This window comes from Streptomyces sp. Rer75, from assembly GCF_013414305.1.
GTDB classification, from domain to species: Bacteria; Actinomycetota; Actinomycetes; order Streptomycetales; family Streptomycetaceae; genus Streptomyces; species Streptomyces himastatinicus.
This window is the reverse complement of the sequence record NZ_CP058693.1, coordinates 5892812-5912684: the sequence shown is the minus strand read 5'-3', so window position 1 is coordinate 5912684 and position 19873 is coordinate 5892812. Positions and strand designations below refer to the sequence as shown.

The window sequence follows — 19873 nt, the reverse complement described above, 5'->3', positions numbered from 1 at the left end:
AACCCGCGTGAGGAGAGCGCAGCGGCGCTGCGCGCGACGAGCGCGGGGCCGCGAGGTGCCGTGCCAGGCGTCGGGAGCCCGGCATGACCGGCACGACACCCCCTGGAGCAGCGGCCGTCCTTCCCCCGTACGAGGACAAACCCTCCGACGGCCCGCGGCTGGGAACCGTGCTGATCGACCTCGCGGCCTCCCTGCTCGCCCACGCCGTCGAGGCCGAGGACGCCCTGCCGCCCGAGACGCACCGGCACACCCTGACCCTGCGCGTGCAGAACTTCATCCGGCGGAACCTGCACGACCCCGAGCTGACCCCGGCCGCCGTCGCCGCCGCACACCACATCTCCGTGAGTTATCTGCACCGGCTGTTCCGCGCCCAGGACACCACCGTCTCCGGGTGGATCCGGCAGCAGCGCCTGGACCGCGTACGGCGGGACCTCGCCGACCCCGGCCTGTCCGCCGTCCCGCTGCACCGGCTCGCCGCGCGCCGGGGCTTCACCCATCCCGCGGTCTTCAGCCGCACCTTCCGTGCCGCGTACGGCATACCGCCGAGCGACTACCGGCAGTGGACACTTCCTTGTTCCTGAGTGCACAGGCCCGGGGCCCTACAGGCTCATGCCCCCGGCCCGGGCCAGAGCCCGTCCGCGGTCAGCCCCAGCAGCTCGATCGCGTTGCCCCGCACGATCCGCTCCACCACGTCCGGCGCCAGATGTCCCATCTGTGCCTCGCCGACCTCCCGGGACTTCGGCCAGGTCGAGTCGGAGTGCGGATAGTCCGTCTCGTACAGGACGTTGCCCACCCCGATCGCGTCGAGGTTCCGCAGCCCGAAGGCGTCGTCGAAGAAGCAGCCGTAGACGTGCTCGGCGAACAGCTCGGACGGCGGCCGCAGCACCTTGTCGGCGACACCGCCCCAGCCGCGGTTCTCCTCCCAGACCACGTCCGCGCGCTCCAGGATGTACGGGATCCAGCCGATCTGGCCCTCCGCGTACATGATCTTGAGGTTGGGGAAGCGCTCGAACGTGCCGCTCATCAGCCAGTCGACCATCGAGAAGCAGCAGTTGGCGAAGGTGATGGTGGAGCCGACCGCCGGGGGCGCGTCGGCGGAGGTCGAGGGCATGCGGGACGACGAGCCGATGTGCATGGCGATGACCGTGCCGGTCTCGTCGCACGCCGCGAAGAAGGGATCCCAGGCGTCGGTGTGGACGGAGGGGAGCCCGAGGTTCGGCGGTATCTCGGAGAAGCAGACGGCGCGCACCCCGCGCGCGGCGTTGCGCCGTACCTCGGCGGCGGCCAGCTCCGCGTCCCACAGCGGGATGATGATCAGCGGGATGAGGCGGCCCCGCGCCTCGGGGCCGCACCACTCCTCCACCATCCAGTCGTTGTACGCGCGCACCCCGAGCAGCCCCAGCTCGCGGTCGCCCGCCTCGGTGAAGGTCTGCCCGCAGAAGCGGGGGAAGGTCGGGAAGCAGAGCGCGGACTGGACGTGGTTGACGTCCATGTCGGCGAGCCGGTCCGGCACCGCGTAGGACCCGGGCCGCATCTGCTCGTAGGTGATGGCCTCCAGCCGGACCTCGTCGCGGGCGTAGCCGACGGCGGTGTCGAGCCGGGTCAGCGGCCGGTGCAGATCCTCGTACACCCACCAGTCGGCGATCGGCCCGTCGTCGCCGGGCGCGCCCATCTTCGGGGCGAACTTGCCGCCGACGAAGGTCATCTCCTTCAGCGGCGCCCGGACGATGCGCGGACCGATGTCGCGGTACTTCGACGGGAGGCGGTCCCGCCAGACGTGAGGGGGCTCAACCGTGTGGTCGTCCACCGAGATGATCTTCGGGAAGCTCTCCATGCCGTTCACGGTAGCGCCGATCTGACGGAGTGTCAGTTATCGGGTGCGGGTTCTCTGCGGGTTCCGCGCTCGTTCTCCGCGGGTTTTCCCGCGCCCCCCGGAAACCGCCCTCGGCGCAAGCACCGCGCCAGACACCATGGGCACTTCGGACAACTATGGCGGGCTTGTGGAGGACGTGGGGGCCCTACTGACGCGGAAGGCGTTGACAAGGCAAACTGACCCGTGCGACTGGGAAGGACAGGCGAGGGGGAGACCATGGACGGCGAAAGGGAGCGAGTGCCGGGACAGCACTTGTACTTCACCGTGCTGGGCCCCGTCCGGGCCTGGCGGGGCGATGAAGCGATCAGCACCGGTTCGCCGCAGCAACGCGCGCTGCTCGCCGCGCTGCTGCTGCGCGGAGGGCGCACCGCGACCGCGCCCGAGCTGGTCGACGGCCTGTGGGGCACCGAGCCGCCGGAGGCGGCGATCGCCGCGCTGCGCACGTACGCCTCGCGGCTGCGCAAGGCGTTCGGGCCCGACTCCGAGATACTGGTGAGCGAATCGGGCGGCTACGCGATCCGGATCGGCCTCAGCTCCCTGGACACCGACGTGGCCGAGCAGCTGACGGCCGAGGCGGAGAAGGCGCAGCACTCCGGGGACCGCGTCCGGGCGCGCGACCTGTTCAACAAGGTGCTCGACCTGTGGGACGGCGAACCGCTGGCCGGAGTGCCGGGCCCCTACGCGGAGACCCAGCGCACCCGGCTCGACGAGTGGCACCGCTCCCTCATCGAGACCCGGCTCGACCTGGACCTGGAGCTGGGCCACCACTCCGAGGCGGTCTCCGAACTGACCGCGCTGACCGCCTCGTACCCGCTGCGCGAGCGGCTGCGGGAGCTGCTGATGCTGGCGCTGTACCGCAGCGGGCGGCAGGCGGAGGCCCTGGCCGTCTACGCCGACACCCGGCGGCTGCTCGCCGAGGAACTGGGCGTCGACCCGCGCCCCGAGCTGTCCGCGCTGCACCAGAAGATCCTGGAGGCCGACGCCGAACTGGCGGTCGCCGCGCACGCCTCCGAGGAGCCGAGCGGCGGCAGCGCGAGCTTCGTGCGCCCCGCGCAGCTCCCCGCGACCGTCTCGGACTTCACCGGGCGGGCCCCCTTCATCAAGGAACTGAGCGACCAACTCTCGACCGCCGAAGGGCGTGTCATGGCCGTGTCAGCGGTCGCGGGCATCGGCGGCGTCGGCAAGACCACCCTGGCCGTCCACGTCGCGCACGCCGCGCGCCACCAGTTCCCGGACGGCCAGCTCTACGTCGACCTCCAGGGCTCCGGCCCCCTGGTCGCCGACCCCGGCGCCGTGCTGGGCTCCTTCCTGCGCGCCCTGGGCACCGCCGACAACGCCATCCCCGACGGCGTCGAGGAGCGCGCCGCGCTCTTCCGCTCCCTCCTCGACGGCCGCCGCGTGCTGACCCTGCTGGACAATGCCCGCGACGCCGCCCAGGTGCGCCCCCTGCTGCCCGGCACCCCGGGCTGCGCGGCGCTGATCACCAGCCGCCACCGGATGGTCGACCTGGAGAGCGCCCACCTGGTCGACCTCGATGTGATGAGCCCCGACGAGGCGCTCGTCCTGTTCACCCGCATCGTCGGCGAGGAGCGGGTCGGCTCCGAGCGGGACGCCGCCATGGACGTCGTCGCGGCCTGCGGCTTCCTGCCGCTGGCCATCCGCATCGCCGCCTCCCGCCTGGCCTCCCGCCGCACCTGGACCGTCTCCGCCCTGGCCGGCAAGCTCGGCGACGAGCGGCGGCGGCTGGACGAGCTGCGCGCCGGTGACCTCGCGGTCAAGGCCACCTTCGAACTCGGCTACGGCCAGCTCGAACCGCAACAGGCCCGCGCCTTCCGCCTGCTGGGCCTGGCCGACGGCCCCGACATCTCGCTCGCCGCGGCGGCCGCCGTGCTGGACATGGACGTCGACGACGCGGAAGACCTGCTGGAGAGCCTGGTCGACACGTCCCTCCTCGAATCCGCCTCCCCCGGCCGCTACCGCTTCCACGACCTCGTCCGGCTCTACGCGCGTGCGTGCGCCGAGCGCGACGAGATGCCGCCGGCCGAGCGCGACGCCGCGCTGTCCCGGCTGCTGGACTTCTACCTGTCCTCCGCCGCCCGGGTCTTCGCCCTGGCCCGGCCCGGGGACCGGCTGGTGGACCACCTGGAGCCGACGCGGTACCCGGGGCTGGACTTCCCGGACTCGGCGGCCGCACTCGACTGGATCTTCACCGAGGCGCACTGCCTGCTGGCCTGCATCCAGCAGTCGGCGACGGGAGACACGCTGGGCCGTGCGGCCGACCTCCTGGTGGCGGCGAAGGACCTGGGCGAGTCCGGCGCCAACTCCCGGCAGTACGAGGCGGCGGCCCAGACGGTGCGCGACGCGGGTGAACTGGCCGGGGACCCGCGCGCGGAGGGGCGTGCCCGCTTCACCCTCTCCCATCTGCACTGGATGGCCAGCCGGTACGAGCAGGGCGAGTACGAGGGGCGGCACGCCATGCAGCTCGCCCTGGCGGCCGAGGACCCGATCCCCGGCTGCGAGGTGCCCAACGAACGCGGCATCATCGCGCTCTACCAGAAGCGGTACGAAGACGCCGAGGCGTACTTCCGCCAGGCGCTCGAAGCCTTCCGCGCCGATGGCAACCTGCCGGGCATCGCCGGCGCCCTGTGCAACATCTCCCGCGCCCACTCGGCGATGGGCCGCACCGACAGTGCCATCGAACTCGCCGCCGAAGGCGTCGAGATCTACAGCAGCCTGGGGCTCGCCCTGCGGGTCGCCAACGGACGATTCGCCCTGGGCATCGCCCTCCACCAGGCCGGGCGGTACGACGAGGCGCTCGACCAGCTGACGCAGGCGATCGCGCTGTTCCGCGAGAACCGGCAGCGCCTCTGGGAGGGCTCCACCCACGCCCGGCTGGCCGAGGTCCACCTCGCGGCCGGGCGCCCGCCGGAGGCGGCCACCCATGCCGAACAGGCGCTCGCGCTGCGCTTCGTCGGCGGTGAGTTCCGCCGCGGCACCGTGCTGAAGGTGCTGGGCCAGGCACTGGACCTGATGGGCCAGACGGACCGGGCCCGGGCCTGCTGGCAGGAGGCCCTGACCATCTACGAGCAGCTGAACAACCCCGCGGAGGCCGAGGAAGTACGGGCCCTGATGGCGCCCCTGGCGACCGCGTAGCAGGGTTACCGCGGCGCGTTCATCAATCGTTTATCCCGGACCGGCAGTGTTGTTGCTGTCGATCCGTCCCCGCGGGGGGCAGACGGGTCGGTGAAGAGGCCACTCCTTGCCTCGTTTTAGGGTGAGCGGCCTTGTGTGCCCGTCCGGCGACCCACGGGGGAGTCGCCGGACGGGTGTTGTGCACCCCAAACCGACCGAGTTCAATGGAGTTGATCCTCGTGAGTGAGGACAAGAAGCCCACGTCCGACGCCTACCGGCCGCTCGACAGCCACCCGGACAGCCCGTCGCCGCTGAAGGCCGACAGCCACCCGGACGGGGTGGGCATCGGAACGCTCGACAGCCACCCGGACAGCGCGAAGCCGCTCCAGGCGGACAGCCACCCGGACAGCCCGAAGCCGCTCCAGGCCGACAGCCACCCGGACGGCGCGGGCATCGAGACGCTCGACAGCCACCCGGACAGCGCGACCAAGTAGAGACCGTCGGCGACCACCGACGGAGCACGGCACGGCGGGGACCGGTGTTGGTGGGCCGGAGGGGAGGCCACCAACACCGGTCCTCGCCATAGCGAGTCGCACATGTCGCTGCTTGCGCCATTTATCGATGACTTCAAGACATGCTCATCGAACACTTATTCACATATCAATAATTTTGCGTTTCACTCAGCAAACGCCCGTGCAGCTTCAGGAGTTGGTATGACCTACTCGAAGAAGGCCCTCGTCTCCTTCGCCTTCGCAGCAGCGATAGCCGCCGGAACCGCCGTTCCGGCCCTGGCCGACGCCCATCCGGACCGCGCGGGTATCACGACGCAGGACGCCCACCCGGACAGCCCCCAGCCCATCTCCGGGGCCAACCAGGCCGAGGGCACGGACGGCTGACCACACGCCGCCGAACACCTCCGGCGTGGGGGCGAGCCGTACCGGCTCGCCCCCACGCCGTCGTTTCACGCCGTCCGCCCGCGCAGGCGGTGCTTGAGCACCTTGCCGCTCGCGTTGCGCGGGAGTTCGGGCAGGAACTCCACGTGGCGCGGCACCTTGTAGTTGGCCATTTCGCGGCGCGCCCACGCGATCAGCTCGTCGGCGGTCAGCGCGGAGGATGCGCGGCGGACCGCGTAGGCCTTGGCGACCTCGCCGAGGCGGGCGTCCGGGACGCCGACGACGGCGACATCGGCGATGTCGGGGTGGCGGGCGAGGAGTTGCTCGATCTCGGCGGGGTAGGCGTTGAAGCCGCCGACGATGAACATGTCCTTGATCCGGTCGGTGATCCGCAGATTGCCGTCCGCGTCGAGGACGCCGATGTCGCCCGTCCGCAGCCAGCCGTCCGGGGTGATGGCACGGGCGTTGGCGACCGGGTCCTCGAAGTAGCCGCGCATCACGTGGTAGCCGCGGACCCAGACCTCGCCGGGAGCGCCCGGGCGGCGCGGGCCGCCCAGGGGGCTCACGACCTTGATCTCGGTGTCCGGGATGGCGCGGCCGGAGGTGGCGGCGATGACCTCCGGCGGATCGCCCCGGCGGCACATGGTGACGGTGCCGGACGCCTCGGTCAGTCCGTACGCCGTCAGCACGGTGGCGACGCGCAGTTCGGAGCGCAGCCGTTCCACCAGCTCCAGCGGGACGACGGCGGCGCCGGTGACCACCAGGCGCAGCGTGGACAGGTCGTGGGCGTCGCGCGCCGGGTGGTCCAGGATCGCCTGGTGCAGGGTGGGCGGGCCGGGCAGGACGCTGATGCGCTCGGCGGCGATGCGGGTGAGCGCGGTGTCCACGTCGAAGACCGGCTGCGGCACCATCGTCGCGCCGCGCATCAAGCAGGCGATGATGCCCGCCTTGTAGCCGAAGGTGTGGAAGAACGGGTTGACGATGAGATAGCGGTCGCCGTGCGTCAGTCCCGTCACCTCGCTCCAGGTGTCGTAGACCCGCAGGGTCTGCGCGTGGGTGATCACCACGCCCTTGGGGTCGCCCGTGGTGCCCGAGGTGAAGGTGATGTCGGAGGGGTCGTCGGGGCGTACGGAGTCGGCCCGGTCCCGTACGGCGTCCGGCGGTACGGACTCGCCCGCCGCCAGGAAGTCCTTCCAGGTGCGGAAGTCTTCGGGTGCGTCCCCGGCGAGGACGATCACCTCGCGCAGATAGGGCAGCCCCGGCAGCGGGACCCCCTGGCCCGGCCCCCGCTCCGCGGCCCGGCGCAGCGACGCCACGTAGGAGGCGCCCAGGAAGGTGCCGGTGATGAACAGGTGGGTGGCCCGGGTGCGCCGCAGGACGTACGCCGCCTCGGCCCCCTTGAAGCGGGTGTTGACCGGGACGAGGACACCGCCCGCGGTGACCGCGCCGAGGGCGGCCACGATCCAGTCGGTGGTGTTGGGCGCCCAGATCGCGACCCGGTCGCCCCGCTCGACGCCGGAGGCGATGCACGCGGCGGCGGCGCGTTCGATACGGGCGCCGAGTTCGGCGTAGGAGATCCGGGCGCGGCCCTCGACGACTGCCTCGGTCGCGTCGCCGTGGCGCCGCGCCGCGTCCCGTATCAGCGCCGGGATGGTCTGCCACTCCGCCATGACACCAACCTCCAGCACAGCGACTCCCACTAGCTGACTACCCGTCAGATTAGCGGTAGCCTTCCCCGCTGTCAGCACCGGTGACCGCGACGCATGGAGGTGGCCATGGGCCTGAAGGACGCGACGGCGATCGTCGGCATCGGCCAGACCGCGTTCGCCAAACGCCTCCCCGAATCCGAGAAGACCCTCGCCTGCCGCGCCATCCTGGCCGCCCTCGACGACGCCGGAATCGCCCCCTCCGAGGTGGACGCCTTCGCCTCGTACACCATGGAGGAGACCGACGAGGTCGAGGTCGCCAAGGCCATCGGCGCGGGCGACGTCACGTTCTTCAGCAAGGTCGGCTACGGGGGCGGCGGTTCCTGCGCGACCGTCGCGCACCTGGCCGCCGCGATCGCCACCGGGCAGGCGGGCGTCGGGGTGGCCTGGCGCTCCCGCAAACGCGGCAGCGGGCCCCGGCCCTGGACCAACACCCGCGTCCAGCTGCCCACGCCCGCCCAGTGGACCCGGCCGTACGGGCTGCTGCGGCCCGCCGACGAGATCGGGCTGCTGGCGCGCCGCTACATGCACGAGTACGGCGCCACCCGCGACCACTTCTTCAACGTCGCGCTGGCCTGCCGCAACCGCGCCAACCAGAACCCCGCCGCGATGATGTACGAACGGCCCCTGACCCGCGAGATGTACATGACCGCCCGCTGGATCAGCGAACCGCTCTGCCTCTTCGACAACTGCCTGGAGACGGACGGCGCGCTGGCCTGCGTCGTCGTCTCCGCCGAGCGGGCCCGCGACTGCGCCCGCCCGCCGGTGTACGTCCACTCCGCCGCCCAGGGGCTGCCCGCCCAGCACCACGGCATGGTCAACTACTGGAACGACGACCCGCTCACCGGGCCCGCCTGGACCGCGGCCCGTCACCTGTGGAAAACCGCCGACTTCGGTCCGCAGGACGTGGACGTGGCGCAGATCTACGACGCGTTCACCCCGCTGATCCCGCTGTCCCTGGAGGGCTACGGCTTCTGCGGGCGCGGCGAGGGCGCCGCGTTCACCGAGGGCGGCGCGCTGGAGGTGGGCGGACGGCTGCCGCTCAACACGGGCGGGGGCGGGCTGAGCGAGGCGTACGTACACGGCTTCAACCTCATCACCGAGGGGGTCAGACAGCTGCGCGGAACCAGCACCGCCCAGGTCCCCGACGCCAGCACCTGCCTGGTCACGGCGGGCGAGGGGGTTCCCACATCGGCCCTGCTGCTGAGGAGTTGACGACCGATGACCACCCATGACGCGACGCGGGAGCTGCTCCAGCCCGTGCCCGACGAGGACGGCGCGCCCTTCTTCGACTACGCCGCCCGCGGCGAGCTGCGCGTCCAGACCTGCACCGGCTGCCACGAACCGCGCTTCCCGCCCCGGCCCTGCTGCCCGCACTGCCAGTCCTTCGACAGCCTGTGGACGAAGACGAGCGGGCGTGGCCGGATCTGGTCGTACGTGCTGCCGCATCCGCCGCTGCTGCCCGCCTACGCGGCCCAGGCCCCGTACAACGTGGTCCTCGTCGAACTCGCGGAGGCCCCGCGGATCCGGCTGGTGGGCAACCTGGTCGCCTCCGCCGACGCCGCGCTCGACTCCGTCGACCCGGTGCGGATACGGATCGGGGCGCCCGTGCAGGCCGTCTTCCACGCGATGCCGGGCGGGCCCACCGTGGTGCGCTGGCTGCTGGAGCGGCCATGACGGTCGCGACGGAGGCGGGGGGCGACGGGGTCGCGGTCGTCACCCTGGACCGGCCCGAGCGCCACAACGCCATCGACCTGGCGACCGCCGCCGAACTGGCCTCCGTGTGGCGGCGGCTGCGCGGGGACGAGTCGGTGCGGGCCGTGGTGCTCACCGGGGCGGGCGAGCGGGCGTTCTGCACCGGGATCGACCGCTCGGTCACCGTCCCGCAGCCGCCGTCCCCGTACGCGATGGACGATCCGCTGCGGGACATCGGCCCCAAGGCGAACGACCTGTGGAAGCCGGTCGTGGCGGCTGTCGGCGGGATGGCGTGCGGCGGGGCGTTCTATCTGCTGGGCGAGGCCGAGTTCATCGTCGCCGACGAGACCGCGACCTTCTTCGACCCGCACACCTCCTACGGAATGGTCAGCGCGTACGAGGCCGTCTACATGGCGCAGCGCATGCCCGCCGGGGAGGTCGCGCGGATGGCGCTGATGGGGACGGCCGAGCGGGTCTCGGCGCGGCGGGCCTACGAGACGGGGCTGGTCAGCGAGGTGGTGCCGCGGGGCGAGGCGGTGGCCGCCGCGGTGCGGGCCGCCGCCGTCATCGCGTCGTACCCGACGGAGGCGGTCCAGGGCACCGTACGGGCGCTGTGGGCGGCGAAGGAGGCGGCGCTGACGCAGGCGCTCGCCCGGGCCCCGCAGCTGATCGCCCTGGGGAACCGGCCGCCGGACGCCCAGGCCGCGCTCTTCGCGGCCCGCACGCCCGGCTTCCGCGTCCGGTGAGCGGGGCGTGCGTCAGCTGCTCGCGGGCGTCTTGCTGGCCAGGCTGATCTGGCAGGTGTACTGGGTGCGCTTGGTGATGGTGTAGCTCGCGGCGGCCGTGAACGTCTCGCTCTGGCCGGGCAGCACGGTCACGTCCTGGCTGTCGTAGCCGAGCAGCCCGTCGCTCCCGTATTCGTTCCACTTGGTGCTGACCGAGTAGCGGAAGCTGCGGGTGGCGTCGGTGTTGGTGACCGTCACGTCGTACTTGAACTGGCTGGTCGACTGGTCGTAGCGGCAGTTGGTGCCGCTCGTCTCGCTGGTCGCGTCCGGGTTGTAGGTGGACGGCGCGGAGGAGGAGTACGGGTCCGACGTGGTCGGGGAGCCGTACGACGGCAGGTCCGAGGCCCCGCTCGGCAGATCGGTGGGGATGTCGCTGGACAGTCCGCTGGGGCCGGATGCGGGCTCGTCGCCGCCACCGGTGCCGCCGGAGACGAACCCGCTGTCGCTCCCGCCGAGGCCGCTGCTCTTCTTCTTTCCGCATCCGGTGAGCGATCCGGTGAGCGCGAGAACTCCGACCAAGGTGACGGCAAACAGGCGCAAGGAACGGCGTTGCATGGAATTACCCCCGTGAAAAGCTGCAATCAAGCCAATCGGCAGTCGATTGACGAGTGCACGCCACCCTAGCAACAGGGCTTCCTACCCCAAAGTCACATCGGGCGCCCGGGTAACGGGGAACGCGCACCTTCGCGCTCCCCCGGTCACCTCACGACCGGTCTTGTCGTCGACGTTCCGCCTTCACGCGCGGGCCGAGGGGCGCGACTGGCCGGTGCCCTTCACCGCGTCCAGCGCGTACACACAGCGGTCCTTGCTGCACGCGTACACCACACCGCCCGCCGCCACCGGCGAGCCGGTGATCTCGCCGCCCGTGGCCAGCTTCCAGCGCAGCTGGCCGCCCGCCGCGTCCACTGTGTACAGGCAGTGGTCGGCCGAGCCGAAGTGGACGCGGCCGTCGGCGACGACCGGGGAGCCGATGACCTCGCCGCCCGCCGCGAAGCGCCACTTGGGGGTGCCCGTGACCGCGTCGAGCGTGTACAGGGCGCTGCCGCTGCCCAGGTGGACGGAGCCGTCGGCGACCAGGACCGGTTCGATCGAGCCGCGCGCCTCGGTGGCGATGCGCCAGCGGTCGCGGCCGTTCGTGGCGTCCAGGGCGTAGACCGTGCCCAGGTAGTCGGCGATGTAGACACCGCCGCCGGTGACCGCGGGCCCCGGCGCGTACGCGGGGGCGCTCAGGAAGACGGCGGGCGCCTCGAAACGCCACCGCACATCCCCGCGGGCGATGTCGATCGCCAGCACCCGGGTACCGGCCGACACGTACACGATCCCGTCGGGCGCCGGGAGCAGCCGCAGCGGCACGCCGCCGCAGGAGGCCGTGTCGCCGACCGGGTACGACCAGCGCTCCGCGCCCGTACGCGCCTCCAGGGCGCGCAGCCGGGCGTCCGACCACACGAAGACCGTGCCGTCGTGCACGACCGGACCGGACTCGGGCGTCTCGAAGTCGGTCTGGATGCCCTGCATCTCCCACAGCAGCTCGCCGTTGGCCGCCTCCCATGCCTGGACGCCGCCGCCGCGGGTGCCGGTGACGACCGTGCCGCGGTCGACCTTGAGCGAGTAGACCCAGCCGTCGGTGGACAGCCGCCACCGCTCCGAGCCGTCCGTCGCGTCCAGCGCGTACAGGGTGGGGCCGTCGGAGGCGTGGATGCGGCCGTCCTCCACGGCCATCGCCCAGGCCACGTCGCGGGTCTTGAACTGCCGCCGCCCGGTGCCCACATCCAGCGCGTGCACCTCGAAGGAGGTCACATAGAGCAGATCACCGGCGACGGCCGGGGTGCCCCACACATCGTTCGACATGCGGAACCGCCAGGGCCGCCAGCGGCCGTGGCCCGCCGCGCCCGGCGGCTCGGCCGCGTCGGTGGCCGGGGAGTGGGAGGGCGGCGGGACGGCGGCGTCGCCCCCGTTCCCCCCGCCGGTGGTCAGCCCGCCCGGCGGCCGCACCCAGCCCGTGGCGGGGCCGGTGTCATGCCGCGGCTGCGGGTCGCGCGCGTCGGCGGCGCGCAGCCCGGGGCCGATGGCCACCTGGGAGTTGTGCAGCCGGACCGGCCCGTCGGCCCCGGTGGGCAGCGGGGCGGGGGCGGGTGCCGGGGCCGGAGCACTCGCGGACGGAGGGGACGGAGCGGACGGGGCGGGCGCGGGCGGCGCGGCATGCCGCCCGGGGCCGATGGAGCTGAGCGCGTTCGACGGGCCGCCCGCGTCGGGCGCCCGCAGGCCGCCGCGCGGATCGCCCGCGCCCACCGGCTCCCAGCCGCCCGCTCCGGCGGGCGCGCCGTGCCGCCCGCCGCCGCGCCCGTCGGCCGCGGCAGGGGCGTACGACGGCGGTGCGGGCGGCCGCTCGGGCGGCAGCGGCGCGGACGCCGGGCTTCCGGCCCCGCCGCCCCCGGAGGGGCGGGAGGAGCCGGACGCGGGCCGCGCGGAGCGGGCCACCTGGTTGCGCCCGCTGCGCTTGCGCTCGATGAGCGCGACCGCGCCGCCCGGCAGCCACGCCGAGGCCGTACCGCTGTCGTCGGCGTTGGAGGCGAACAGGTGCGGGGCCAGCTGCGACTGCAAATCGGCCGGGGACGGCCGCCGGTCGGCCTCCATCTGCATGCACGACTCGATCAGCGGCCGCAGCTCGTCCGGCAGCCCGGTCAGGTCCGGTCCCTCGCGCAGCAGCATGAACACGGTCTCGACCGGGTTCGCGCCGTGGAAGGGGGCGTGTCCGGTGGCCGCGAAGGTCAGGGTGGAGCCGAGCGAGAAGATGTCGCTGGCGCCCGTCACGCTGCGCGAGTCGCGCGCCTGCTCGGGCGACATGTAGGCGGGCGTGCCCACGGCGACGTTGGTCATCGTCAGCCGGGTGTTGGAGACGCCCGAGGCGATACCGAAGTCGATCACGCGCGGGCCGTCCTCGACGACCAGCACGTTCGACGGCTTCAGATCCCGGTGCACCAGGCCCGCGCCGTGGATGGACTGGAGCGCCTCGGCGACCCCGGCCGCCAGCCAGCGCACCGCCTGGGCCGGCATCGGCCCGCACTCATTGACTATTTCCTCGAGCGACGGCGCGGGGACGTAGGCCGTGGCGAGCCAGGGCACCGCGGCGCGCGGATCGGCGTCCACGACCGCGGCCGTGTAGAAGCCGCTGACCGCGCGGGCCGCCTCCACCTCGCGGGTGAAGCGGACGCGGAACAACTGGTCCTCGGCCAGCTCGGTCCGGACCGTCTTGATCGCGACCCGTCGGCCGGACGCCGAACGTGCCAGATAGACGAGCCCCATGCCGCCCGCGCCAAGCCGGCCCAGCACCTCGAAGGGACCGATCCGCCTCGGATCGTGCTGCGTCAGCTGCTCCACCACTTGCCTGCCACCTCCCCGTGGGGGCTTGAAAAAATACAGCCCCGTGCAGCGTCTCACCGACAAACCAACCGGCGGCACGCATCCTGCATTCTCTCTGGCGAAGGCGGCGGTTGCGAACCCGGGGGCGATTCGTCGTGTCATCGGGCGATACGGAGCCGGAGCCCATCCGGTTCGACTGTCCGCCGACGGACCGCTCTCAGTCCCGCCCCGCCCTGTTCTCCCTTGCTCCGGAGCCCTCCTGCGAGGTGTCGATGACCGCGAAGACCGCGCCCTGATTGTCCGCAAGGACCGCGAAACGCCCGTACGGCGTATCTTCGGGCCCATTGAGAACCCGCCCGCCCAGCCGTTGGGCCGTACGCGACGCATGATCGCAGTCCGCCACCACAAAGTACGTCAGGAAGTGCGCGGGCAGTTCGGCCGGGGGCCCTTCACCGATCACGACCCGTGCGGCGACGGCGTGGTCCGGGTCGGCGGGCTCACCGCGCGGCGACCACAGCAGGAGGTCGGCGGGGCCCTTCTCCCCGGCCCTTTCGGTGCCGGGCGCCGGAGCCGCTCCGTACCCGAAGACCGTCCGGTAGAAGGCGTCCACCACCCGCGGCTCCCGGGTGTGGACCTCGGTCCAGCCGTAAGCGCCGGGGACGTCCCGGCGGGCGAAGCCGGGGTGGCTGCCCGCCTGCCAGAGCCCGAAGACCGCGCCGCCCGGGTCGGCGGCCGTCGCCATGACGCCCAGGTCGTCGATCCACCGGGGCGCGACGATCACCCGGCCGCCCGCCTCGCGGATCCGGGCGGTGGCCGCGGCGGCGTCCCCGGTGGCGAGGTAGACGTTCCAGACGGTGGGCATCCGGCCGTCGGACTTGGGGACCAGCGCCGCGACGTCCTTCCCGTCGAGCCTGGCCCAGGTGTACGGGCGGTAGCCCGCGGTGCCCTCGGCAAAGGTCCAGCCGAACAGCTCGCCGTAGAAGCGGCGGCCCGCCGCGAGATCGGGCAGCATCGCGTCCACCCAGCAGGGCACGCCTTCCGCGTGTGCGGCCATGACCCGAGTCCTCCCGCGTCCTCCTGTTCGCGGCTTTTACCGCGTTTGCCACGCTAACGGGGGATCGCCCCGGGTGCCCGCTTCGAAAGTCGAAATATTTGGCCAATCCTTGGCCCGGATCACCAGGTCCCGACCGGGTCATCCACGCTTCTTATCCACAGCCTGTTGATAACACGATTCACCCGCATGACGGAGCGGTGATTGACGGCTTGACGACGTCCGAGAGGCCACCGGTTGGGGCCGGAATCAGCCATTCCGAGCTGCGGAAGAGGACTCACAAACCCTCTCATCCCGTACGAACCCCATTTGCACGCAGTCGAATCGCGCTTCGATCACCCCTCGGTAAGCTGACGGCATGACAGGACAAGTACGCACCGTCGACGGTCGGGTGGCCGGTCGTCGCGGGCAGGCGACGCGGCAGAAGCTGCTCGACTGCCTCGGCGAGATGCTCAGCACATCCCCGTACCGAGACGTCAAAGTCATCGATGTCGCCCGCAAGGCAGGCACCTCACCGGCGACGTTCTACCAGTACTTCCCCGATGTGGAGGGCGCCGTCCTCGAGATCGCCGAGGAGATGGCGAAGGAGGGCGCGGGTCTGACCGAACTCGTCTCCGGACGCTCCTGGGCGGGCAAGTCCGGCGCCACGGCGGCCGACGAGCTGGTCGACGGCTTCCTCTCCTTCTGGCGCAAACACGACGCCATTCTGCGCGTGGTCGACCTCGGCGCGGCCGAGGGCGACAAGCGGTTCTACAAGATCCGCATGAAGATCCTGAACTCCGTCACCAACTCCCTGACGGACGCCATCAAGGAGCTTCAGTCCAAGGGCAGGTACGACAAGGACGTCCAGCCGGCGGCCGTGGCGGGCTCGCTCGTCGCCATGCTGGCGGCGGTCTCCGCCCACCAGAAGGGGTTCCAGAGCTGGGGCGTCAAGCAGGCCGACCTCAAGCCGAGCCTGGCGCTGCTGGTGCACCTGGGGATCACCGGCCGCAAGCCGCCGAAATAGCACCGCGGCGCGCACCGCGGCACCACGGCGCCAGCGCGCTCGTACGCGCCCCCGCGCACATCCGCGCGCCGACGCCGGTCGGGCCCGGTCGGCGGGCCAGCACGTCCTGTCATGTCACGGCGGATCACTCGGACACGAGTGGTCCGCCGCGGCCAGCTGGGGCTCCGCCCGGACCTGAGGGGCTCCGCCCCACACCGACGGGGCTCCGCCCCTGGACCCCGCTCCTCAAACGCCGGAGGGGCTGGGAGTGGGGCATCACCGCCCCTGAACCCCGCTCCTCAAACGCCGGAGGGGCTGGGGGTGGGGCATCACCGCCCCTGAACCCCGCCCCTCAGACCCCCCAGCTACCGCTGGGAGGTATCCCCTGGAGGGGCTGGGATGTTCCGGCCGGGACTGGGTGTGGCCCCCCAGGCCCCGCGCGTGGTGCCACCGGCGGGGAGCCGCCATGCGGCGGAGGGGCGGGGTCGCAGGGGTGGGGTTCCGGACGCTGACGTGTATTTGTGGCGCCGTGGACTCCCGGCCCACCCAACGCTCCACCGCACCGGCGCCGTAAATATACGGTCCGGGACCCCGCCCCGGAGGCCCCGCCCCGGCACCACCCACCGGACCCACCGCGCCCCCACCCCGTTCCGGGTACGCAAAATCCAGCCCCTCCGCCGAGGTGAACACGCGCCGCGCCCCCTTACGCCTCCGGCCCGGGCACCGGCACCGGCTCCAGGCGGAAGAGGCGGATCCGGCGCTCCACCCGCGCCTGGTAGCGCTCGTACGGCGGCCAGAAGGCCACCACCGCCGACCAGGCCCGTTCCCGCTCCGGGCCCTCCAGCAGCCGGGCCCGGACCCGGATGTCGCGGCCCTGCCAGCTGATCTCCGCGTCCGGGTGCCGCAGCAGATTGGCGGTCCAGGCCGGATGGCCGGGGCGGCCGAAGTTGCTGCCGACCAGGATCCAGCCGCCGTCCTCCGGCATGCAGGCCAGCGGCGTACGGCGGGGCAGCCCGGACCGCGCGCCGCGCGCCGTGAGGACCACCCCCGGCAGCATCCGCGCGCTCGGCAGCACCCGGCCGCGGGTCAGCCGGTGGACGGCGCGGTCGAAGGCCGGGACGACGTGCGGGGCGAGCCGCGCGAAGACGCGCCCCGAGGACACCTTCTGGACGAGCCGGGTCATCCGCTCCCCCGGCGGCATCAGACCGTCACCGCCGCGGCGGCGGCCGGGGCGAAGACCCCGTCCCGGTCTGCCGCCCGCGCCCGCAGCCGGTGGGCGGGGCCGAAGAGCAGCTCGTCGGAGGCGGCCCGCTTGAGGTACAGGTGCGCGTCGTGCTCCCAGGTGATGCCGATGCCGCCGTGCAGCTGCACGGCCTCGCCCGCGGCCGCACGCTGCGCCTCCAGCGCGGCCGCGAGCGCCAGCGGGCCCGCGACCGGGGCTTCCGGCCCGTCGGCCGCCCATGCCGCGTAGTACGCGGCCGAGCGCGCCGCCTGAATCGCGACGTACACATCGGCCAGCCGGTGCTTGACCGCCTGGAAGGAGCCGATCGGCCGCCCGAACTGCTCCCGCGTCCGTACATGGTCGACCGTACGGGTGAGGGCCGCGTCCGCCGCGCCCACCGCCTCGGCCGCGAGGACGGCCGCCGCCGGGCCGCCCAGCCCGGCCAGCGCGCCCGCCACGTCCGCGCCGTCCTCGCCCAGCAGCTCGGCCGGGACGTCCCGCAGCTCGATGCGGGCCTGCGGCCGGGTCTCGTCCAGCGCGGTCAGCCGGGTGCGGACCAGCCCGGCCGCGTCCGCGGTCACGGCGAAGACGAGGGTGCGGCCGCGCGTATAGCCCCCGGCGCGGGCGGCGACCAGCAGCAGCCGCGCGCTGTGGCCGTCGAGCACCTGCTCCACCTGCCCGTACAGCCGCCAGCCGCCGTCCCGGATCCGGGCCTGGACGCCGCCCGCGCGGCCCCCGCCCGCCCAGTCCGCCGCGTCACGGCCGTCGGGCTGGTCGAGTCCCAGCGCCCGGGAGAGCGCCCGGCCCGGCACCGCGAGCGCCGCCGTCAGCTCGCCGCCCGCGATCCGCGGCAGCAGCCCGGCGCGCTGTGCGCCGGTCCCGAGGGCGGCGACCAGGGGCGCGGCGAGCACGGCGGTGGCCAGCAGCGGCGAGGGCAGCAGTGCGCGGCCGGTCTCCTCGCAGGCGAGCGCCAGCTCGACGGGCCCGCAGCCGACGCCGCCGTACGCCGCGGGCAGGGCGAGCCCGGGGAGGCCCAGCCGTCGCGCGAGACGGCCCCACAGCGCCTCGTCGTATCCGGCCGCGGTGCGGACCGCGGCCTTGACCTCGTCACCGCCGCACCGCCCCCGCAGCAGCTCCCGCAGGGTGCGCCGGATCTCCTCCTGCTCCTCGCTGAGCGCGACATCCATCGGACGAGCACCTCCCGTTCCTGACGATCCGTCATACTAACGCAGAGATCTGATGTACCGTCAGATACATGACGCATGCCCCTCGCAAGGTCGCCGTCGTCGGCGTCGCCCTCGCCGACTGCGGCCGCGTCGACGGCCCCACCCCCTACACCCTGCACGCCCAGGCCGCCCGCCGGGCGCTGGCCGACTCCGGTCTCGACCGGTCCGTGGTGGACGGCTTCGCCTCGGCGGGGCTCGGCACGCTGGCGCCCGTGGAGGTGGCCGAGTACCTGGGGCTGCGGCCCGGCTGGACCGACTCGACCGCCGTCGGCGGGGCCACCTGGGAGGTCATGGCGGCGCACGCGGCGGACGCGATCGCCACCGGGCACGCCCGCGCCGTCCTCCTCGTCTACGGCTCGACCGCCCGCGCCGACATCCGGGCGGGCCGCCGGACCGCGAACCTCTCCTTCGGGGCGCGCGGACCGCATCAGTTCGAGGTGGCGTACGGCCACACCCTCGTCGCCAAGTACGCGATGGCCGCGCGTCGCCATATGCACGAGTACGGCACCACGCTCGAACAGCTCGCGGACATCGCCGTACAGGCACGCGCCAACGCCGCGCACAACCCGGACGCGATGTACCGGGAACCGATCACGGTCGATGACGTGCTGAGCGGGCCGATGATCGCCGACCCCTTCACCAAACTGCACTGCTGCATCCGCTCGGACGGCGGCTGCGCGGTGCTGCTGGCGGCCGAGGACCTCGTCACGGACACCGCCCGGCCCCCGGTGTGGGTGCTGGGCTCGGGCACCGCCGTCTCGCACTCGGCCATGTCGGAGTGGGACGACTTCACCGTCTCGCCCGCGGCGGCCTCCGGGCGCGACGCCTTCGCGCGGGCGGGGGTGCGGCCGTCGGAGATCGATGTGGCGGAGCTGTACGACGCGTTCACCTACATGACCCTGGTGACCCTTGAGGACCTCGGCTTCTGCGCCAAGGGCGAGGGCGGCTCGTTCGCGGCGGACGGGCGGCTGACGCTCGGCGGCGCGCTGCCGGTCAACACCGACGGCGGCGGCCTGTCCGCCTGCCACCCCGGGATGCGCGGGCTGTTCCTGCTGGTCGAGGCGGTACGGCAGCTGCGCGGCGAGGCGGGGGCCCGGCAGGTCCGCAAGGCGGGCGGGCGACTGCCGGAGCTGGCCGTGGCGTCGGGGACGGGCGGCTGGTTCTGCTCGTCGGGCACGGTGGTGCTCGGCCGCGGCTGAGCCCTCTGGGGCTTCCGCTTGCCCGGACCGGCGCCGGGTGATCGGATGGGGACCCGATGAGCGACGCACACGACGATGAGGCCTTCCGGGAGCTGCTGCGGGGCCTGCGCGTCCCGCACGCCGACGAGCTGCCCGTGTTCGACCCCGCCCAGGCTCCGGACGCCCCGCTTCCGCTCTTCCGGCGGTGGCTGCGCGAGGCCGCCGGGGGCGGCGAACCGGGCCCGCACACGATGATGCTCGCCACCGCGGGCGCGGACGGCCGCCCGTCCCTGCGCACGGTGATGCTGCACGACGCCGACGCCCGCGGCTGGCACTTCGGCACCCACCGCACCAGCCGCAAGGGCCGCGAGCTGGCCGAGCACCCGTACGCGTCGCTGGGCTTCCACTGGATGCGCAGCGGACGGCAGGTCCGGATCGGCGGGCGCGTCACGGAGGCCGGGCCCGAGGAGAGCGCGGCGGACCTGCGCGGCCGCTCCCCCGCCGCGCTGGCGGCGGCGCTGGCCGGGGCGGGACGGCAGAGCGCGGTGCTCGGTGCGTACGAGGACCTGGAACGGGCCTTCGAGGACGCGCACGAGCGGGCCGAACGCGACCCGGGCGCCACCGCCCCCACCTGGACGCTGTACGTCCTGGAACCGGACGAGGTGGAGTTCTACCAGGAGGAGGCGCGGCGCCGGCACGTCCGGCTCCGCTACCGCCGCGCCCTGGAGGAACGCGGCGGCTGGCGGCGCGAGTTGCTCTGGCCGTGA

The 19873-nt window shown here is 73.2% G+C and carries 17 protein-coding genes; 10 read left to right on the top strand and 7 right to left on the bottom strand.

Annotated elements, in window-relative coordinates; all coding sequences use genetic code 11:
- The first annotated feature begins 83 nt into the window (after positions 1 to 83).
- Positions 84 to 581, top strand: a complete 498-nt coding sequence (locus tag HYQ63_RS25465) for a helix-turn-helix transcriptional regulator (RefSeq protein WP_257232094.1) — start codon at positions 84 to 86, stop codon at positions 579 to 581.
- Positions 582 to 607: 26 nt separating this feature from the next.
- Here HYQ63_RS25465 and HYQ63_RS25460 read toward each other — a convergent pair whose 3' ends face one another.
- Positions 608 to 1834 carry an amidohydrolase family protein gene (locus HYQ63_RS25460; RefSeq protein ID WP_179936173.1) on the bottom strand — a complete coding sequence of 409 codons (1227 nt, stop codon included), beginning with the start codon at positions 1832 to 1834 and terminating at the stop codon, positions 608 to 610.
- A gap of 255 nt (positions 1835 to 2089) precedes the next feature.
- On the opposite strand from HYQ63_RS25460, the gene HYQ63_RS25455 reads away from it, so the two are divergent.
- The 3 genes from HYQ63_RS25455 to HYQ63_RS25445 all read left to right on the top strand — a co-directional run bounded on the left by HYQ63_RS25455 (position 2090) and on the right by HYQ63_RS25445 (position 5901).
- Positions 2090 to 5026 (top strand): BTAD domain-containing putative transcriptional regulator, encoded by a 2937-nt coding sequence (locus tag HYQ63_RS25455; protein WP_179936171.1) that lies wholly within the window; start codon positions 2090 to 2092, stop codon positions 5024 to 5026.
- 218 nt (positions 5027 to 5244) lie between these two features.
- A complete protein-coding gene (locus tag HYQ63_RS25450) occupies positions 5245 to 5499 on the top strand; it encodes a hypothetical protein (protein WP_154685951.1) in 255 nt (84 codons plus the stop codon).
- A 219-nt stretch (positions 5500 to 5718) separates the two neighbouring features.
- Positions 5719 to 5901 carry a hypothetical protein gene (locus HYQ63_RS25445; RefSeq protein ID WP_123107355.1) on the top strand — a complete coding sequence of 61 codons (183 nt, stop codon included), beginning with the start codon at positions 5719 to 5721 and terminating at the stop codon, positions 5899 to 5901.
- Positions 5902 to 5966: 65 nt separating this feature from the next.
- On the opposite strand, the gene HYQ63_RS25440 is transcribed toward HYQ63_RS25445, so the two are convergent.
- Entirely contained in the window at positions 5967 to 7568 is a 1602-nt protein-coding gene (locus HYQ63_RS25440; protein WP_179936169.1) for a FadD3 family acyl-CoA ligase, read from the bottom strand.
- Positions 7569 to 7673: 105 nt separating this feature from the next.
- Between HYQ63_RS25440 and HYQ63_RS25435 the strand changes: the two genes are divergently transcribed.
- From HYQ63_RS25435 to HYQ63_RS25425, 3 genes are read left to right on the top strand one after another with little or no spacing between them, the layout of a single operon-like run.
- Positions 7674 to 8819 carry a lipid-transfer protein gene (locus HYQ63_RS25435; protein ID WP_179936167.1) on the top strand — a complete coding sequence of 382 codons (1146 nt, stop codon included), beginning with the start codon at positions 7674 to 7676 and terminating at the stop codon, positions 8817 to 8819.
- Positions 8820 to 8825: 6 nt separating this feature from the next.
- Positions 8826 to 9281, top strand: coding sequence for a Zn-ribbon domain-containing OB-fold protein (locus HYQ63_RS25430; protein ID WP_179936165.1), 456 nt, complete (start codon positions 8826 to 8828; stop codon positions 9279 to 9281).
- Positions 9278 to 10045 (top strand): enoyl-CoA hydratase/isomerase family protein, encoded by a 768-nt coding sequence (locus tag HYQ63_RS25425; protein ID WP_179936163.1) that lies wholly within the window; start codon positions 9278 to 9280, stop codon positions 10043 to 10045. Before HYQ63_RS25430 ends, HYQ63_RS25425 begins: the two co-directional genes overlap by 4 nt.
- 12 nt (positions 10046 to 10057) lie before the next feature.
- Here the strand turns inward: HYQ63_RS25425 and HYQ63_RS25420 are convergent, their stop codons facing one another.
- The 3 genes from HYQ63_RS25420 to HYQ63_RS25410 form a co-directional block, all read right to left on the bottom strand.
- On the bottom strand, positions 10058 to 10639 hold the full coding sequence (locus HYQ63_RS25420; RefSeq protein WP_179936161.1) for a hypothetical protein: 582 nt from the start codon (positions 10637 to 10639) through the stop codon (positions 10058 to 10060).
- 180 nt (positions 10640 to 10819) lie between these two features.
- Positions 10820 to 13465 (bottom strand): serine/threonine-protein kinase, encoded by a 2646-nt coding sequence (locus tag HYQ63_RS25415; RefSeq protein WP_179936159.1) that lies wholly within the window; start codon positions 13463 to 13465, stop codon positions 10820 to 10822.
- Positions 13466 to 13661: 196 nt separating this feature from the next.
- Positions 13662 to 14498, bottom strand: coding sequence for a VOC family protein (locus HYQ63_RS25410; RefSeq protein WP_179936157.1), 837 nt, complete (start codon positions 14496 to 14498; stop codon positions 13662 to 13664).
- A 355-nt stretch (positions 14499 to 14853) separates the two neighbouring features.
- Here HYQ63_RS25410 and HYQ63_RS25405 point away from each other — a divergent pair, with 355 nt between their 5' ends.
- Positions 14854 to 15501, top strand: coding sequence for a TetR family transcriptional regulator (locus tag HYQ63_RS25405; RefSeq protein ID WP_063735950.1), 648 nt, complete (start codon positions 14854 to 14856; stop codon positions 15499 to 15501).
- Between the two features lie 682 nt (positions 15502 to 16183).
- On the opposite strand, the gene HYQ63_RS25400 is transcribed toward HYQ63_RS25405, so the two are convergent.
- On the bottom strand, positions 16184 to 16663 hold the full coding sequence (locus tag HYQ63_RS25400) for a nitroreductase family deazaflavin-dependent oxidoreductase (protein WP_257232091.1): 480 nt from the start codon (positions 16661 to 16663) through the stop codon (positions 16184 to 16186).
- A 17-nt stretch (positions 16664 to 16680) separates the two neighbouring features.
- The gene (locus tag HYQ63_RS25395) at positions 16681 to 17889 is read right to left on the bottom strand and encodes an acyl-CoA dehydrogenase family protein (protein ID WP_179936153.1); all 1209 of its coding nucleotides are present in this window, start codon (positions 17887 to 17889) and stop codon (positions 16681 to 16683) included.
- Between the two features lie 68 nt (positions 17890 to 17957).
- On the opposite strand from HYQ63_RS25395, the gene HYQ63_RS25390 reads away from it, so the two are divergent.
- Positions 17958 to 19127, top strand: coding sequence for an acetyl-CoA acetyltransferase (locus HYQ63_RS25390; RefSeq protein WP_179936151.1), 1170 nt, complete (start codon positions 17958 to 17960; stop codon positions 19125 to 19127).
- Between the two features lie 56 nt (positions 19128 to 19183).
- A complete protein-coding gene (locus tag HYQ63_RS25385) occupies positions 19184 to 19873 on the top strand; it encodes a pyridoxal 5'-phosphate synthase (protein ID WP_179936149.1) in 690 nt (229 codons plus the stop codon).